This is a genomic window from Anaerotignum propionicum (assembly GCF_024461735.1).
GTDB lineage: Bacteria > Bacillota > Clostridia > Lachnospirales > Anaerotignaceae > Chakrabartyella.
In genome coordinates this window covers 1-17446 of the sequence record NZ_JANGAD010000008.1, presented here as the reverse complement: position 1 = coordinate 17446, position 17446 = coordinate 1, and the positions used below count along the sequence as shown (strand labels likewise).

General features: G+C 38.5%; 14 protein-coding genes and 2 tRNA genes. 12 read left to right on the top strand and 4 right to left on the bottom strand.

Annotation, left to right across the window (positions count from 1 at the left end):
* Window positions 1-8: 8 nt before the first annotated feature.
* From tpiA to eno, 3 genes are all read left to right on the top strand, one after another.
* A complete protein-coding gene (gene tpiA / locus NE558_RS11080) occupies window positions 9-758 on the top strand; it encodes a triose-phosphate isomerase (RefSeq protein ID WP_256150137.1) in 750 nt (249 codons plus the stop codon).
* 26 nt (window positions 759-784) lie between these two features.
* Entirely contained in the window at window positions 785-2332 is a 1548-nt protein-coding gene (gene gpmI, locus NE558_RS11075; RefSeq protein ID WP_256150136.1) for a 2,3-bisphosphoglycerate-independent phosphoglycerate mutase, read from the top strand.
* A gap of 131 nt (window positions 2333-2463) precedes the next feature.
* Window positions 2464-3777 (top strand): phosphopyruvate hydratase, encoded by a 1314-nt coding sequence (gene eno / locus NE558_RS11070; RefSeq protein WP_256150135.1) that lies wholly within the window; start codon window positions 2464-2466, stop codon window positions 3775-3777.
* Window positions 3778-4381: 604 nt separating this feature from the next.
* Here the strand turns inward: eno and NE558_RS11065 are convergent.
* Window positions 4382-5098 (bottom strand): GntR family transcriptional regulator, encoded by a 717-nt coding sequence (locus NE558_RS11065; protein ID WP_256150134.1) that lies wholly within the window; start codon window positions 5096-5098, stop codon window positions 4382-4384.
* Between the two features lie 276 nt (window positions 5099-5374).
* Between NE558_RS11065 and spoIVB the strand changes: the two genes are divergently transcribed.
* The 7 genes from spoIVB to xerD all read left to right on the top strand — a co-directional run bounded on the left by spoIVB (window position 5375) and on the right by xerD (window position 12816).
* Entirely contained in the window at window positions 5375-6640 is a 1266-nt protein-coding gene (gene spoIVB, locus NE558_RS11060; RefSeq protein WP_256150133.1) for a SpoIVB peptidase, read from the top strand.
* A gap of 443 nt (window positions 6641-7083) precedes the next feature.
* Window positions 7084-7899: a sporulation initiation factor Spo0A C-terminal domain-containing protein gene (locus NE558_RS11055; RefSeq protein WP_256150132.1), complete on the top strand. Its 816-nt coding sequence runs from the start codon at window positions 7084-7086 to the stop codon at window positions 7897-7899.
* A 279-nt stretch (window positions 7900-8178) separates the two neighbouring features.
* The gene (locus NE558_RS11050) at window positions 8179-9111 is read left to right on the top strand and encodes a dipeptidase (protein WP_256150131.1); all 933 of its coding nucleotides are present in this window, start codon (window positions 8179-8181) and stop codon (window positions 9109-9111) included.
* Between the two features lie 262 nt (window positions 9112-9373).
* Entirely contained in the window at window positions 9374-10570 is a 1197-nt protein-coding gene (locus tag NE558_RS11045; RefSeq protein WP_256150130.1) for a pyridoxal phosphate-dependent aminotransferase, read from the top strand.
* Window positions 10571-10617: 47 nt separating this feature from the next.
* Window positions 10618-11148, top strand: a complete 531-nt coding sequence (locus NE558_RS11040) for an NUDIX hydrolase (RefSeq protein ID WP_256150129.1) — start codon at window positions 10618-10620, stop codon at window positions 11146-11148.
* Between the two features lie 53 nt (window positions 11149-11201).
* Window positions 11202-11777 (top strand): stage II sporulation protein M, encoded by a 576-nt coding sequence (locus NE558_RS11035; protein WP_256150127.1) that lies wholly within the window; start codon window positions 11202-11204, stop codon window positions 11775-11777.
* A 154-nt stretch (window positions 11778-11931) separates the two neighbouring features.
* Window positions 11932-12816 (top strand): site-specific tyrosine recombinase XerD, encoded by an 885-nt coding sequence (gene xerD / locus NE558_RS11030; RefSeq protein ID WP_256150126.1) that lies wholly within the window; start codon window positions 11932-11934, stop codon window positions 12814-12816.
* 134 nt (window positions 12817-12950) lie between these two features.
* Here the strand turns inward: xerD and NE558_RS11025 are convergent, their stop codons facing one another.
* The 3 genes from NE558_RS11025 to pepT form a co-directional block, all read right to left on the bottom strand.
* Entirely contained in the window at window positions 12951-13529 is a 579-nt protein-coding gene (locus NE558_RS11025; RefSeq protein ID WP_256150124.1) for a DJ-1/PfpI family protein, read from the bottom strand.
* Window positions 13530-13850: 321 nt separating this feature from the next.
* Window positions 13851-15080, bottom strand: a complete 1230-nt coding sequence (gene tyrS / locus NE558_RS11020; protein ID WP_330643461.1) for a tyrosine--tRNA ligase — start codon at window positions 15078-15080, stop codon at window positions 13851-13853.
* Window positions 15081-15399: 319 nt separating this feature from the next.
* Complete coding sequence (gene pepT / locus NE558_RS11015) at window positions 15400-16629, bottom strand: peptidase T (protein ID WP_256150122.1); 1230 nt, start codon at window positions 16627-16629, stop codon at window positions 15400-15402.
* Window positions 16630-17054: 425 nt separating this feature from the next.
* Here pepT and NE558_RS11010 point away from each other — a divergent pair.
* Both NE558_RS11010 and NE558_RS11005 read left to right on the top strand, forming a co-directional pair.
* Window positions 17055-17140, top strand: a tRNA-Ser gene (locus NE558_RS11010).
* 42 nt (window positions 17141-17182) lie between these two features.
* Window positions 17183-17273: transfer RNA gene (locus NE558_RS11005), tRNA-Ser, on the top strand.
* Window positions 17274-17446: the final 173 nt, after the last annotated feature.

The following is a 17446-nucleotide window of genomic DNA, read 5'->3' as shown; positions in this document are numbered from 1 at the left end:
TGAGGTTCATGAGAAAGAAGATTATAGCAGGAAACTGGAAAATGAACAAAACGCCTAAAGAGGCGATTGAATTTTGCAGACTGATGAAGGATAAGGCTGCATCCTCTGCAGTTGATGTGGTTTTTTGTGTACCTTTTGTTGATTTATACCCCGTTATAGAAGAATTGAAGGGCAGCGGAATTGGTGTAGGTGCCGAAAATATGCATTTTGAGGACAGTGGTGCCTATACAGGAGAGGTTTCTCCTCTTATGCTAAAAGAATTGGGTGTTACTTATGTTGTTTTAGGGCATTCTGAACGTCGTCAATATTTTGGTGAAACAGACGAGATGGTAAATAGAAAAGTAAAGAAGGCTTTAGAGGTGGGAATGACTCCTATCATGTGTTGTGGAGAGACCTTGGAACAAAGGGAAGCGGGAATTACAATAGAATGGATTCGTATGCAGGTGAAGTGTGGTTTACTTGGCTTGAGTGCTGAGGAGGTTGAAAAAGTTGTAATTGCCTATGAGCCTATCTGGGCAATCGGTACTGGCAAGACTGCATCTTCTCTTCAGGCGCAAGAGGTTTGCAAGGCGATCCGCCAAGTTGTAGGTGAAGTTTACGGCGATGCAGTTGCAGAAGAAGTAAGAATTCAATATGGCGGCAGTGTAAGCGGAAAGAATGCGGCAGAGTTGTTTGCCATGGATGATATTGATGGTGGATTGGTTGGCGGTGCCAGCTTAAAAGAAGAGTTCAAGGAAATCGTACACTATCAGAAATAACCAAGCGAGGAAAGCGAGGTGAAAATATGGGAAAGAAAACAACAGTATTAATGATACTGGATGGCTTTGGAATGAATGATAAAGTAGAAGGAAATGCCATTAAACAGGCGAATACACCTATTTTAGATGGTATTTTTAAAAAGTATCCTTTTGTGAAGGGGTACGCCAGCGGGCGTGACGTTGGCTTGCCTGAAGGGCAAATGGGTAACTCTGAGGTTGGACACCTGAATATGGGCGCTGGCCGCATTGTATATCAGGAGTTAACCCGTATAACAAAGGCCATTGAAGATGGAGATTTTTATGAAAATGCCGAGTTGCTTCATGCCATTGAACATTGCAAAAAAAATGCTTCAGCTCTACATTTATTTGGTTTGGTTTCTGATGGAGGTGTTCATAGCCATAACACGCACTTATATGCATTACTGCGTTTGGCAAAAAAGCATGATTTGGAAAAGGTTTATGTACATGCATTCTTAGATGGTAGAGACACTCCTCCCTCTTCAGGGGCGGATTATGCCGCAGAATTAGCGGAAAAAATGCGTGAAATGGAGATTGGTGAATTTGCTACAGTCATGGGACGCTATTATGCCATGGATCGTGATAAACGCTGGGAAAGAGTGCAGGGAGCTTATGATGCCATGGTTTTAGGCAAGGGCGTAACTGCCACCGATGCCATTGACGGAATTAAGCAATCTTATGAAAAAGGTAAGACAGATGAATTTGTGCCGCCCACAGTGATTGTGGATGAAAAGGGAATGGCAAAAGGTAAAATTGCTGACCATGATGCAGTTATTTTCTTCAATTTCCGTCCTGATCGGGCAAGGGAGATTACCAGAGCAATCTGCGACCCTGATTTTGATGGTTTCAAAAGAGAAAAGGTATTGCAGGACTTGAAATACGTTTGTTTTACAGAATATGATATTACCATACCCAATAAGGAGGTCGCATTTAAGCCTCAGAAATTGACGAATACATTGGGGACTTATATATCTTTTTTGGGTTTAAAGCAATTAAGAACAGCCGAGACAGAAAAGTATGCCCATGTTACTTTCTTTTTTAACGGGGGTGTAGAGGAGCCAAATCCCAACGAGGATCGTTGGCTTGTGCCTTCGCCAAAGGTTGCAACCTATGATTTACAACCGGAGATGAGCGCATATGAGGTAACGGATGGCTTAGTTAAGGCGATTCGTTCCAAGGAATATGACTTAATTATTGTAAATTATGCTAACTCTGACATGGTTGGACATACGGGTATCATAGAAGCTGCAATCAAAGCAGTGGAAGCGGTAGATACATGTGTGGGTAGGGTAATGGATGCATTATTAGAAACCGGTTCCAACATGTTTTTATGTGCAGACCATGGGAACAGTGACCAAATGGTTGATTACGTGACCCATGAGCCATTTACAGCCCATACTACAAATCCGGTACCTTTTGTATTAATTAATTATACTGATGGGGTTGAGTTAAGAGAAGGCGGTAGATTGGCGGACATTGCGCCGACTCTATTAGAAATGATGGGCTTGACTATTCCCGAGGAAATGACAGGGAAAAGCTTGCTGATTAGCAAGTGAGTATTTAAATATAATGTATATGAAAAGTAGCTAATAAGTAAAGACGATGTTGTTTTTATATTAAGGTTTCTCTTAAGCCCTTTTAAAAGGGCAAGCAAGAGGAATCAGAAAATACAAGGAGGAAGTTACGAATGAAAGGTTTTTTTGAAATTACAGATGTTTATGCAAGAGAGGTTATGGACTCCAGAGGCAACCCTACGGTCGAAGTTGAGGTCATTGTTGATGACAGCATTATGGGCCGTGCTGCTGTTCCCAGTGGTGCTTCCACAGGCGCTTTTGAAGCGATGGAAATGCGTGATGGTGGAGAGAGATTCAATGGTACCGGTGTGCAGAAGGCAGTGGATAATGTAAATGACATTATTGCGGAAGAAATTATTGGCATGAATGCTTTGGATCAAGTTTCTGTTGACAAAGCTATGATTGCATTGGATGGCACACCCAACAAAGCAAAATTAGGTGCTAACGCTATTCTTGGTGTTTCTATGGCTGTGGCAAAGGCTGCGGCAGAAGCTTTGGATATGCCTTTATATCAATATTTGGGCGGTTTTAACGCAAAAACTATGCCTGTTCCTATGATGAACATTATGAACGGTGGCAAGCATGCGGACAACACAGTAGATATCCAGGAATTTATGATTATGCCAGTTGGTGCTCCTTCCTTCAAGGAAGCCCTTCGTATGTGTGCTGAAATCTACCATATGTTGAAAAAGGTTTTGAAAAACAAAGGTCTTTCTACAGCAGTAGGTGATGAAGGTGGTTTTGCACCTGATCTTCCTACAGCAGACGCTGTAATTGACTTGATTAAAGAGGCTGTTGATGCAACAGGTTACAAGTGGGGAGAAGAAATCAAAATTGCTTTAGACCCTGCTATGACAGAATTGTACGACGAAAAGGATGGCAAGTATCATTTCCCCGGTGAAAGCAAAATGGCGGGCAAAGAGATTGTAAGAACATCGGAAGAAATGGTTGCATTCTGGAAGACATTGGCTGATAAATATCCCATTGTTTCCATCGAAGATGGTCTGGCCGAGGAAGATTGGGCAGGCTGGCAGTTATTGACCAAGGAATTGGGCGACAAAGTTCAGTTGGTTGGCGACGACCTTTTTGTTACAAACACAGAACGTTTACAAAAGGGTATTGAATTGAAGGCAGGAAATGCCATTTTGATTAAAGTAAACCAGATTGGTACTTTGACAGAAACTTTCAATGCAATTCAGTTAGCAAACAGAAATAAAATGACAGCCATTGTTTCCCACAGAAGTGGAGAAACAGAGGATACAACCATTGCGGACATTGTTGTAGCTGTGAATGCAGGTCAGATTAAGACAGGTGCACCTGCAAGAACAGACCGTGTTGCAAAATACAATCAGCTTCTTAGAATTGAAGAGGAATTAGATGATGCAGCAGAATTTGCAGGCATGGATGCGTTCTTTAATATAAAATAATTTCGCTGAAATGAGAATTAGGTTCTTTATGGTGTATAAATCATAGAGAGCCTTATTTTTTTCGGTGAGAGAAATTTAGATACCCCATACCATTGGAAATGTTTTGTATCACTTTATAATGAAGGAATCAGCAAGCATGCTTCATAGGTAGAGGAAAATGGAAGATATGTCTGTTATCTTGTTGTAATAGCTCTTTTGCTAATCAAATTGATAAAGCCCCCATTTCTTGACGTCAGTCAATATGATAGTCCTTTTAGGTTGATAAGGGGTAGGTTAAAAAAATGATGTGTCGATGTAAAGATACAGGTCACTTGAAATTCTAGTGAATTTACAAAAATTATTATATTTACATTTTAAGATAGCTATATATTAGTACCATATAAAAATGTTATGGGATTATATATAAAATGAATATTTAGTTTATTATACATAAAAAGCTATGGTTTTTTAGTAGAGTATATATGTACAAGTATAAAAAAAATATTAATTTTGGCTTCGTGACAAGTTTCAAGAAGAAGTTTGTTGAAGTTAAAGAATTTAGCCAAGAGAAAGAAAAAAGGCATCCTTGCTAATATAAACAGGATGCCTTTTTTTGTATACGCTTTTACAACTTTTTTTCTTCTGATTTCGCCAACATAATTTTAAACAAGTCCTGCATGTCCATATTGCCATTTCGCATAATCCATTCAATGGCACCATACACGGGCGTTAAATGGTAGGGAATGAACTCCAACAAGGCTGTTTCATTTTTATCTTTTAATAGCTGAATAATCTCCAAATGCTGATCAAAGGATGGCTGATGCTTTGACAAAGGCATTTTGGAAAGCATAAAGATTTGAAACATTGCCCCAATATTCCAGTTATTGATGTACAGCTTTGTTAGCTGAGAGTTTCCGGCAAGGGTAACAAACAGTGTGTGAAAACGGATTTCAAGCTCCGTTGCCCGATTAAAATTTTGACTATCAATACCGGCAAGTTCCTTCGCCACCTGTTCCATTTCATCCAAAATTTCTCCGGAATAATCTATATTTTGAATTGCACCCTTTACGGCGTAAAGTTCAAACATTTCGCGTACTTCGATAATTTCTTTTAGCTGCTGTGGTGAAAAATCTGCAACGATGACACCTCGTCTGGGCAAGGCAATTGCCAACCCTTGGGCAACAAGACGGTTAATTGCAGAAACAACAGGGGTTCTGCTGATTCCCAAAGAATCAGAGATTTCCTGTGTGGATAATTTTGATCCTGGTGGATATGTGCCGTTTTGTATGCGTGCCCGAATTTCGCGAAAAGCGTAGTCCAACAGAGATTCCGCATGCTCCATATATTGTACCTCTTTCTACTTGATAAACAAATTCAATTTAAAAAACATTAAATAAAATTCAAAACAATTCTTTTTTATTATAATGCTTGAAATTCACATTGTAAACCCTATCATTTATCTTGACGAAAAATGTGCCAGAAGCTTTAACACGCTAAAATTGGGCTTTTGGTTTTTTTGTATTTTATAGGTTGCATAGCAAGGTTTCTGTTTGGTCAAATTAATTGTGAAGCAAAAAAATTTTTGTTTCAAAATCAGCGGCAGTCGGGAGTGGGACTTATGTGGTTAAAAAAGGAAATTAAGCGCCGTTTATTAATACCTGTTGCGGCGGTTCTGATCCCAACACTGCTCTGGTGCAGTGTAAGCTGGCTCCTGCCAAATAATTTGACACTATTGGAGGGTGAAAGAACGGAAATTGCTACGCAGCTTCCTATTTCAGCCAAAACAGAGGAAAGCGTTGGCGTTTTGGGTGTTACCACAAAACCATTGGCAGACGCTTTTCATTTGTCTTTAGGTTCCTCCATTTTGGCAAATCCTATTCAGGCAGGAACAACAAAAGTAACTTTTTATTTATGTAATGCGGTGCCCATAAAAACCATAGATGCAACGGTAATTCCAAAAGCCATGTTAGTTCCTGTTGGCAGAACTGTTGGTGTAAGCCTAGATACAAAAGGTCTTTTGGTTCTGGGAACAGGAGAAGTAAATGTGAAGGGAAATGAAACAGAGGAGCCTTGCAGAGGTCTTTTAAAATCTGGAGATCTTTTGCTAAAAGCAAATGGAAAAGAGCTAATCAACAAAGAAACATTTGTTGATGTGGTTTCTAAAAGTAACGGAGCAAAAATAGACGTATTGCTGGAAAGAAAGGGCGAACAGAAGCAAATCTCTTTATCTCCAGTATATAGCCAGACTGAACAGGCGTTTAAATTGGGCGTTTGGGTAAGAGACAGTATCCAAGGCATAGGCACGATCACTTTTTATGACCCTAAAACCAATCAATTTGGTGCATTAGGCCATGGCGTTTTTGACGTCGACACCGGTGGATTGATGATTATAAAAAAAGGGTCAATTATTTCGTCGGAATTGACGGATATTGTAAAAGGAAAAAAAGGTGAGCCAGGAGAACTGACTGGTATTATTGAACGGGATAAAGAATTAGGAACGGTAAGAAAGAACACTGAAGTAGGTATCTATGGAACTTTAAATCAACCAGATGAATATAATGGCACTGCTCTGCCCATTGGGTTGAAACAGGAAATAAAATTAGGTAAAGCTGAAATTTTATCAAATATCGAGGGTGAAAACGTAATAAAATATGAGATTGAAATTGAAAGCATTGGCAAGGGAAGCGGCAAGGACATGATGATTCGTATTACAGATAAAAGGCTATTAGAAAAGACTGGTGGTATTGTGCAGGGTATGAGTGGAAGCCCAATCATACAGAATGGTCAATTGATTGGTGCAGTAACCCATGTGTTGGTTAATAATCCGGAGCAAGGTTATGGAACCTTTATTGAATCCATGCTTGAGGAAATGAACAAAAAGTAAATCATAAAGATCTTGAGGAGAGAGGAGATATTTCTTAACGAGAGATATCTCCTTTTCCTAAGGTAACTAGTTCTATTGTATAGTTTTAAGGAATTTTATATTTTTTTTTCAATTAGTATACCATAAAAACTACAGTAATTATTATGTAGACATCTATATCCTACAACATTTGTGGGTGATAATGAATATAATTTGTCAAATTTTATACTAAAAAAATATTTCATACTATTTTTCATTTTATTTTTTATTAATTAATACTCAATTGTAATTTTATAGGAATGTTTGGTGAGTAAAGTTTGACAAAAAACTTTGAAAGGTAAAAATCTTGCGAAATGTTCTCGAATACTGACGGATAATTATTTCCATGTTATAATAGTGCTTGCGGGAGAAAGGAAGGGAAGCCTTTTCAACCGAAAACTTAATTTAAGAATGGGGGAGTCAAAATGAACGAATCAGAAAAGTTAAAGGTAGTTCTTGCAGATAGGGATGGTTTCTATTTGCAAAAACTAAAGCGTTGCTTAGAACGCAAGGGTGATATGACTGTTGTCGGCATGACGGACAGTGGCCCAGCGGTTCTGGAGATGGTTAGAAAGCTAAACGCAGATGTTGTACTCCTGGATATTCTTTTAGGAGATCGTGATGGCTTTTGGGTTTTAGAGAGTCTCAAGAAGCTAGGCAGCGATTGTATTTGTATTTTGATTTCGGCAATGGACAGCGACAAGCTGGTAAGAAGAGCAATTGGACTGGGTGCTGATTATTATATGGCCAAACCCATTCAAGGCGAACTGTTGCTGGAGCGTATCCACCAGTTAGTAGAAGGCGACAACAGAGAAATGCAAGAATCAATTGGTAGTAGTACAAAGGAAGAAGCATCGATATATGTGATGGAAGGCAGTTATCATAATTTAGAAGCAGATATATCAGCCACGCTAAGTCGAATGGGAATTTCTGCAAGTATTAAGGGGTATCACTTTATCAGAAGAGCAATCATGATGGCAGTTGATAATGAAGAAGTTTTAATTGGTATTACGAAAGGATTGTATCCTGATATCGGTAAATTATTCAAAACCTCTGCAAGCAAAGTTGAAAGAGCAATTCGTCATGCCATTGAAAGTGCTTGGAAGAAAAATGGACAACAGGTTTATTTTGAAGTAGTTGGATATTTGACACCGGACAAGCCTACAAATGGGCAGTTTATTGCGGCTTTAACAGAATATTTCCGTATTCGTCAGAATGAGGTTTCTAAAAAAATTAGTTGATGAATGGCATCAAAATTTTTCGTAGAAGTTTCAAAAACATTTAAAATTTTCCCTCTTTGCAAATTGCAAAGAGGGTTTTTTGGTTAATTTCATAATGATTTTTGAAACTAAGAAACCCTTAAATTAGGTTTGATGAAGAAGAAATCTATATTTAGAATGGAGAAAGAAGTAAATGTATTGTTAAAAAATGAATTAATAGTGGAAAAATATTACAGTTTGGTTCTTTTCTTACCAAGTCCTACTATAACTATATAGAATAAAAAGAATGGAGATGGGAATGTGGTAGGATATGCAGATGGACATTGTGATACCATTGTGAGGCTTTATGAGAAAAATCAGGAGCTGTTTTCTAATGACGGGCATATAGACATTGTTCGTTTAAATAAGTTTAAAGCACCACTGCAATTTTTTGCGATTTGGCTTGATTCTAAATATCATCCAATTTCCATGCGACAAGCTATGAAGTATATTGAATTTTATTATAGTCAATTGCAGAAAAACGAACAAGTAATTGGTCATATCAACAGCTTTTCGGATGTGATAAAGAACGGGCTGGAAAATAAAATTAGTGCATTGCTTGCTTTAGAGGGTGGGGAAGCCCTTGAGGGAGAAATTTCTGCCATTCATACTTATTATCGTTTAGGTGTTAGATCCATAACACTAACTTGGAACCACAGAAATCGACTGGCTGATGGTGTGGCAGAGGAGGAGAGTCGTGGTGGTTTAACAAGATTTGGACGACAGGTAATTGAAGAAATGGAAGAATTGGGTATGCTTGTTGATGTTTCCCATCTTTCAGAAGCTGGATTCTCTGATGTTATAAAATTTGCAAAAAAACCCTTTATTGCCAGTCACTCTAATGCACGGGCGATTTGCGATGTGCCACGAAACCTAAAAGACAATCAGTTGCTTAAAATTGCGGAAAAGGGCGGAGTGGTAGGTCTAAATTTGTATTCCCCTTTTCTTGTGAAATATGGACAGGGCGGGATTGATGATATTTTAAACCATATCCAACATATGCTTTCTGTTATGGGAGAGGATTTTATCTCGTTGGGCACTGATTTTGATGGGATTGAAAGTACACCAAAGGAGATAAGCAATGTTGCAGATATGGACACACTATTTGTCAGTATTGAAAATGAATTTGGAAAGGTAGTAGCAGAAAAAATTTTTTCGGAGAATTTATTGCGAGTTTTGAAGGCAGTGCTGTAGGATGAAAAAAGGTGTGAGGAAATAGAACGACAGACTCATTTTATAAAAGCGCTTATCTATTTCAAGGAGTAAAAATATCTAAAAAGTGCTTCATTAGGGGGAAATATTTATGATTTATTGCAGGGGCAAAATCATTAAATATCTTGCCTTTATTAATGCTTTTTGATAATATGTTTAAGAAGCTATACAAAAGAATTTTTAGTATCCTTGACGAAATTAAGATATGCTATTATATAAATTATAATTATGAGGTGTAGAATTTATGGAATTATCAAAAAAAGCATTGTGTATCAAACCCTCAAGTACCATGGCTATTTCTTCTAAGGCCGCTCAATTAAAAGCGGAAGGGAAGGATATTGTTACTTTTGGTGTAGGTGAACCTGATTTTGATACACCTGAGCATATACGTAAGGCGGGCATTGCTGCCATTGAAAGCGGTCAAACAAGATACACTGCAGCAGCAGGTATACCTGCATTGCGCCAAGCGGTATGTGACAAGCTGAAGAATGATAATGGTCTGGCATACGAACAGGCTCAGATTATCATCAGCAATGGTGCTAAGCACTCGTTAATGAATGTTTTCATGGCTATCTTAAATGATGGAGATGAAGTGATTATTCCTGCACCATATTGGCTGAGCTATTCAGAGATGGTGAGAATTGCAGGTGGCGAACCTGTTATAATACATACTAAAAAAGAAAATCAGTTTATGATGAGCAAAGAAGAACTGGAGCAAGCATATACTAAGAAAACAAAGGCAGTGGTTTTAACCAGCCCATCTAACCCAACTGGCATGGTAACATCTTATGAAGATTTGAAGATGGTAGCTGATTTTGCAGTTGAAAAGGATATTTTTGTAATTTCTGATGAAATCTATGAGAAATTGATTTATGATGAAAGCAAAAAGCATATTAGTATTGCATCCTTGGGCAAGGAAATCTACGATAGAACCATTGTGATTAACGGCGTTTCCAAAAGCTATGCCATGACAGGCTGGAGAATTGGTTATGCGGCGGCTCCGCTGGAGGTTGCAAAACTAATGGGTTCCTTGCAGTCACATATGGCATCCAATCCTAATACGATTGCTCAAATGGCAACCTTGACAGCTTTGAATAGTCCTCAGGATTGTGTTGAGGAAATGCGCGTTGAATTTAAAAAGAGAAGGGATTATATTTTTGAAAGAGAAGAAGCAATCCCGTTGATTCAGGCATTAAAACCAGAAGGCGCATTTTACCTATTCGTTGATGTTTCTAAGACATACGGCAAAAAGCATGATGGTGTGGAGATAAATTCTGCAGCTGATTTTGCCACGATTTTACTAGACAAAAAATTTGTAGCAGTTATTCCATGTGCTGATTTTGGTATGCCTGACTATATCAGACTATCCTATGCAACTAGCATGGAGTTAATTAAAAAAGGCATGGATCGTCTAGCAGAAATGATAGAAGAATTGGTGTAAGTTGAAGAAAGTGTTTACTGCTTTTCCCATAGAAAGGGGTTATTTTCATGAGCTATGAGGTATTGGAAAGTAACGAAACTTATAGAGGAAAAATTCTTAGAGTAACCATTGATAAAATTGAGATGCCAGATGGAAATGCGGCTTATCGAGAAACTGTACTCAGAGATAAAAATGCAGCGGCAGTATTGCCGATTATGAATGATGGAAAATTACTTTTCGTGCGACAGTATCGCCATGCTTTTGGAGAAACACTTTTGGAAATCCCAGCGGGGGTTTTGAATGACTGCGAGGTATGTGAACTTTGTGTTCGCAGAGAGTTGGAAGAAGAAACTGGTCAAAAAGCCGGCAGGCTGGAGTTTATATGTGAATTCTATCCTTCTGTGGGTTTTTGCTCGGAGACAATTTCTCTCTATTTTGCATTTGATTTAACCCAGGGGCAGCAAAAGCTTGATCCGGATGAATTTATTGAATTGGAAAGCTATACGCTGGATGAGGCATTGGAAATGATATCTTTAGGACAGATAAAAGACGGAAAAACAATCGCTGCGTTGTTTGCATATAAAAGCAAGCATATTTAACGCAGACGAGCCATATCCTGTTAGCAGAGGATTGCGAGAGGAGGATGGCATTTATGGTAAAACGAAAAACTTGGTTAGATAAAAGAGGACAAAAGATAATTTTTATCGTTTGTCTTTCTTTTTTGTTTGGTGTATTGGGTGGCGCAATCGCGGCGAATTTGATGGGTGCAGATGCAAAATCGGAACTATCGGGGGTGGTTCGTAATGCCATTGAAATACAGCAGACAGGCAGCTTTACTGCAACTTTTTGGAAATACCTGAAGTATGATATTATTATTTGGCTTGGGGGATGGCTGCAATTGGGTTTATTTCTTTCTGGTATGGCCTTTTTGCTTCGCAGTATTTCAATAGGTTTTGCCTCAGCCATGATGATGGTCACTTATGGTTTTAAGGGAGTATGGAGTGCTATGATTACACTTTTACCCCAAAATATTGTTTTAATTCCAGCTTATATTTTTATAATGTGTACGGCAATTTATTACCTTTTAACTTGGAATGAGGGAAAAGGGAAAAGAGGCTTGAAGCGGGAACGCAGAAGAAAGCAAACAGAGTATTGCTTATTGTTCGCTGCCTCTGTTATTTTAATTGCCATCGGAGCTGGGATTGAAGTGGTTTTATACCCGTTATAAACAAAGAAGAAAAGAATCTTTGTGTAGTTTTTCAGCAGAAAGAAATAAGTTGAAGGTAAAAAATAACGATAATTGGTTTTTTTTACAAAAAATAGTGACAACCCTGTGAAAACTAAGTATAATTAGACATACATGATAAAAAGGGGTCTTGGGCATGGAACGAGCAGTAAATGAATTTGCGAGCTACCTCAGAAATGATAAGCACTCATCTGAGAATACGGTGCTTTCTTACATAAGAGATTTGAGAGGTTTTACCGAATTTATGCGGGTATGTGGTGTGAGTGATGCGCTGATGGTGAATTATACCAACGTCATGTCATACATTTATGAGCTGCAAAGCAAGAAAAAGGCGGGGGCAACTGTATCCAGAAATATTGCTTCAATTCGTGCTTTCTATAATTATTTGATTAGGCAGGGGGCAATAACAGATAATCCGGCGGCGAATTTGGAGCTACCTAAAATCGAAAAGAAGATGCCGGGTATTCTTACTTTGGACAAGGTTGAGCAATTATTGGAACAACCACAAGGTATTGACTCAAAAGGAATACGAGATAAGGCTATGCTAGAGTTGCTTTATGCCACAGGAATACGAGTTTCTGAGTTGATATCTCTGAAAGTTTCCGATGTAAATTTGCCTTTGGAGTATATACGATGCGGAGCTGAAAGAAAGAGTCGCATTATTCCCATTGGCAGTCAGGCAAAAGCGGCACTGAAAAAGTATATTGAAAAAGGTCGCAGCAGAATGATTCTGGCGGATAACGAGGATATGCTTTTTGTTAATTGCAACGGAAAACCTATGACAAGACAGGGATTCTGGAAAATTATAAAATGCTATGCGAAAAAAGCTGGTATTGATGAAGAAATTACCCCTCATATGCTAAGGCACTCCTTTGCAGCACATTTGATTGAAAATGGTGCAGATCTTAAATCTGTACAGGAGATGTTGGGGCATTCAGATATTTCTTCCACTCAAATATATGTAAAGCTAACAAATCAAAAATTAAAGAGTGTTTACGCCAAGGCTCACCCTAGGGCTTAGGTACATGATAAGATGTTTAAAAGGGTGTCGTTTAAACGGCACTCTTTTTAAGTTCCACGCAATGCTTTGTCATAGGATAGAAAAAAACCTCCATGGTCTAAAAACTATGGAGGTTTCATTTATTTTTATACTAATCAGATTTCAATTTTTGCACCCATGAGTTTTGCAAATTCGATTAAAATTGCAGAATCTCCAGGCCAAGCGGGTGAAGTAACCAAATTACCGTCAACCACTGCTTGATCAGCATCCACTGCAACATATTCGCCACCTGCCAAAGTAACATCAGGGCCAACAGCTGGGTATGCCGTAGCTTTTTTCCCTTTTAAAACATTTGCAGCCGCCAATAATTGTGGACCATGGCAGATTGCTGCAACGGGCTTATTTGCCGCAAAAAATTCCTGTACTATCTCAATAACACGAGCATTTAACCTTAAGTATTCAGGAGAACGCCCGCCAGTGATGAATAAACCTTCATAATCAGATGTGTTTACTGCATCAAAATCGGCGGTTAAAGCAAAATTATGGCCTCTTTTTTCAGAATAAGTTTGATCGCCTTCAAAATCATGGATTGCTGTGCGAATAATATCCCCCGCTTTTTTTTCGGGGCAAACCGCATCCACTTGGTACCCTAAAACCTGCAAGGTTTGAAAGGGAACCATTGTTTCATAATCCTCAGTGTAGTCGCCTGCTAATAGTAACACTTTTTTTGCCATAAAAAATTCCTCCTTTGTTTTATTGGAACAGCATATTGCTGCACATCACGAATAAAAGGACTAGTGTTATAAGAATAGTATAATGCTATTTTATGGGAAAATCAAGAAGCGGGAAGCTTTTTAAATTGTAGTTTACTGAAAATTTGGCTTGTTTTGTCTCTTGGAAACAAATGCGAAAACTGAATGAGAATCAAAATCTGAATGTTCACTGACAAAGATATTATGTTAAGGAATGAAAAAAATTTAAAAGGAGCTGCCTGTTTTGGCAACTCCTTTAATGTGATAAGATTACTATTAAATATTGATGAAACAAGAGAAGTGTTATTTTAAAACTACATTATGAAACACTTTCTTTCCTTTTTGCAGTAAAAGCTTTCCATCTGTAAATAAACTCTCTGTTACTTTAAAATCTATATCGGTAATTGCTTGATCAGCCACTTTGACACCACCCTGTTGTACGGCACGTCTTCCTTCGGAACGGGAAGGTACTACGCCGGTTTCGGTAAGAAGGGTTAAAATGTCCATACCCTCGGCAAAATCAGCAGAGGATAATTCTGTTGTGGGAACGGAACCTGCAACAGCGCCTTTTCCAAAAAGAGCACGTGCTGCCTCTTGCGCTTTTGTAGCTTCTTCTTCACCATGAACAATTTGTGTCAGTTCAAAAGCCAGGACTTCTTTTGCTTGATTGATTTCACTTCCCTGCAATGCACCCAGTCGACGTACTTCATCCATGGGAAGGAAGGTGAGCAGTGCCAAGCATTTTTCAACATCCTTATCGCCGATATTTCTCCAGTATTGGTAGAATTCGTAGGGTGTTGTTTTTTCCGGATCAAGCCAAACGGCACCGCTTACAGTTTTCCCCATTTTAATGCCTTCACTGTTTGTAAGCAATTTAAAGGTCATGCCATAAGCAGGTTTACTTAGTTTGCGGCGAATTAATTCTACACCAGCAATGATGTTGGACCATTGGTCATTACCACCTAATTGCATAATACAGTTATGGCGTTCATGCAGCTCCAGGAAATCGTAAGCCTGCATAATCATATAGTTAAATTCCAAAAATGAGAGTCCGGCGTCTTTATCCATACGCACTTTAAAGCAATCGGCAGTTAACATACGATTTACGGAAAAATGAACACCAACATCACGAAGGAATTCAATATAATTGAGATTTCTCAGCCAATCGGCATTGTTTACAATAATAGCTTTGTCATTATCAAAATTGATAAAGCGGGATAGCTGCTTTTTGATACATGCGACATTATTGTCAATGGTTTCCACGGTCATCATTTTACGCATATCGGCTTTGCCGGAGGGGTCTCCGATCATTCCTGTGCCACCGCCCATTAAGCAGATTGGACGATTGCCACATTGCTGCATATGTGCCATTGCCATAACGGTTAAAAAGTGTCCTACGTGAAGGCTATCTGCAGTGGGGTCAATACCTATATAAAATGTAACACCACCTTTTTGGAAAAGGCTCTTAATTTCATCTTCGTGGGTTAGCTGTTCGATAAAGCCTCGTTCTTTTAAAACTTCATAAGCATTCATATCCATTCTCCTTATCTTCTTTTCATTTTTTCGGGTTGGTTATTAATATTATGGACAAAACAAAAGGGTCCTATCGCCGAAAGGACGAGAGAACCCGTGGTACCACCTTAATTTATGTTTATCAATACAAAAAGACAAACATCTTCCGACTCATATAACGGAGAGCAACCGCTGTGCCATTCCCTGCACAAAGCTCATGAGGCGTAATTTACAAAGACTGTACTGCAGCTTTTTCACCAAACAAGCTGCTCTCTGCGGCTGTAACCAGTTTTGCCCATATATCTCAATCAACGCTGATATTCAATATGGCGTTATTCTATCATACCTTTTTTTTAAAGTCAAGGTTTCTTCCCATCTCAGCAATTTTTATAATCGTCTTTACTGCTTTGTTCATCGCAGACACAGGAATGAATTCATAAGGGCCATGGAAGTTATGGCCACCCGTAAACAGGTTAGGACATGGTAAGGACATATAGGATAACCGTGCTCCGTCGGTGCCACCTCTAATTGGGCGGATAATTGGCGTTACGCCGCAGACCTCCATTGCTTCTTTTGCCAAACCTACAATAGACATATGCTCCGCAATGCAAGATGACATATTATAGTACTCATCCCTGATTTCTAAACTAATGGCATTGGGATATTGATTTTTTTTTCGGTCAACAATCATTTGCATCATATTTTTACGGTGCTCAAAGGTACTATTATCAAAATCTCTAATGATATAGGTAAGAGTAGCAGAAGAAACCGTGCCTTGGAAGGAACAAAGATGAAAAAAGCCTTCATATCCTTCTGTTTTGGCAGGAATCTCTTTTTCCGGAAGCAAAGCTGCAATTTCAGTTCCCAAAAGGGTTGCATTAATCATTATATTTTTTGCAGTACCAGGGTGCACATTCTTTCCTGATATATGAATGACAGCACGGGCTGCATTGAAGTTTTCGTATTGTAGCTCACCCAACTCTCCACCATCAACAGTATAAGCAAAATCCGCACCAAAGTTTTCTACACTAAAGTAATCAACACCACGGCCAATTTCTTCATCCGGTGTAAAGGCAATTCGAATTTTTCCATGGGGTATCTCTGGATGTCTTTTCAAATAATCCATAGCAGTGAGAATCTCAGCAATGCCAGCCTTATCATCAGCACCCAAAAGGGTAGTGCCATCAGATGTGATTAAAGTATCGCCGATATAATTTTGTAGTATGGGAAATTCTTCGGGGGAAATACTAATATTATTTAAAGGAATATTTCCTCCATCATACTGTTCTACTATATTAGGCATAATTCCATCCCCTTTTGCATCAGGGCTAGTGTCCATGTGAGCGATAAAACCGATTACTGGTGCACCAGGAACAGTTTCGGGTAGTGTAGCCATGACATAGCCATTTTGATCGACAGTGATGTCTACAAGACCAATTTCTCTACACTCTTTTGCCAAATAATCAGCAAAATGCAGTTGGGTACGCGTGCTGGGATAGGTTGCTGAATTAAAATCCGATGTTGTATTATGTTTAACGTAAGTTAACAAGCGTTGGGTAACAGTTTTCATGGAATGATTTCCTCCTTGGTAGAAATGCTTGATTGCTTTTTTCTTAATAGATGTAAATATAAGATATAATATAGAAAAAAGATTATTCATTATTATAACCAATTTTTAATGATATAGATTTTTATATTGTAGCATTCATTCAATATAAAAGCCACCCTTATGGGAAGATATTATGTCACGAAATTGACGTTATCCTTATTAAGTAACAGAAAAAACAAAAAAAGATAAAAGTTGTCAAAAAAAATGGAAAATAGGGTTGACAAGAGGATGATTTTAAGATATATTAAGTAGCACCGCCGCTGATGTAAAAACATTTTGAGGCGAAAAAGTGAAAAAAGAGTAGAAAAAGTTCTTGACAATATGGTATCTACATGGATATAATATTAAAGGTTTCGCTGCTCAAGAAAAGCGATGAAAACCCATATGGAGAGATGTCCGAGTGGTTTAAGGAGCTGGTCTTGAAAACCAGTGACTCCGAAAGGGGCCGTGGGTTCGAATCCCACTCTCTCCGTTGCTACAACTTAATAAAGCATTTTTTGACTGAGATCATTATGGAGAAGTACCCAAGTGGTTGAAGGGGTTCGCCTGGAAAGCGGATAGGTCGTTAACGCGGCGCGAGGGTTCAAATCCCTCCTTCTCCGCCATTTTAACTCAACGAAAGTGAATTTTGAAAAAAAGGAAAACTTTCGAAAAAAAGTTAAAAAGTGCTTGACAAAAAGAAAGGAATCTGATAAGATAACTTTCGCCGCTGAAAAAAGCGGGTTGATCCTTGAAAACTAAACAGTAGAGATACAAACACACAACCCATAGTCAATTC

What these genes read in the sequence shown, in the direction of transcription:
- gpmI (WP_256150136.1), top strand. Translation starts at nt 785, where the DNA reads ATGGGAAAGAAAACAACAGTATTAATGATACTGGATGGCTTTGGAATG.
- eno (WP_256150135.1), top strand. Translation starts at nt 2,464, where the DNA reads ATGAAAGGTTTTTTTGAAATTACAGATGTTTATGCAAGAGAGGTTATG.
- NE558_RS11055 (WP_256150132.1), top strand. Translation starts at nt 7,084, where the DNA reads ATGAACGAATCAGAAAAGTTAAAGGTAGTTCTTGCAGATAGGGATGGT.
- pepT (WP_256150122.1), bottom strand. Translation starts at nt 16,629, where the DNA reads ATGAAAACTGTTACCCAACGCTTGTTAACTTACGTTAAACATAATACA.
- tyrS (WP_330643461.1), bottom strand. Translation starts at nt 15,080, where the DNA reads ATGAATGCTTATGAAGTTTTAAAAGAACGAGGCTTTATCGAACAGCTA.
- NE558_RS11045 (WP_256150130.1), top strand. Translation starts at nt 9,374, where the DNA reads ATGGAATTATCAAAAAAAGCATTGTGTATCAAACCCTCAAGTACCATG.
- NE558_RS11035 (WP_256150127.1), top strand. Translation starts at nt 11,202, where the DNA reads ATGGTAAAACGAAAAACTTGGTTAGATAAAAGAGGACAAAAGATAATT.
- tpiA (WP_256150137.1), top strand. Translation starts at nt 9, where the DNA reads ATGAGAAAGAAGATTATAGCAGGAAACTGGAAAATGAACAAAACGCCT.
- spoIVB (WP_256150133.1), top strand. Translation starts at nt 5,375, where the DNA reads ATGTGGTTAAAAAAGGAAATTAAGCGCCGTTTATTAATACCTGTTGCG.
- NE558_RS11040 (WP_256150129.1), top strand. Translation starts at nt 10,618, where the DNA reads ATGAGCTATGAGGTATTGGAAAGTAACGAAACTTATAGAGGAAAAATT.
- xerD (WP_256150126.1), top strand. Translation starts at nt 11,932, where the DNA reads ATGGAACGAGCAGTAAATGAATTTGCGAGCTACCTCAGAAATGATAAG.
- NE558_RS11025 (WP_256150124.1), bottom strand. Translation starts at nt 13,529, where the DNA reads ATGGCAAAAAAAGTGTTACTATTAGCAGGCGACTACACTGAGGATTAT.
- NE558_RS11065 (WP_256150134.1), bottom strand. Translation starts at nt 5,098, where the DNA reads ATGGAGCATGCGGAATCTCTGTTGGACTACGCTTTTCGCGAAATTCGG.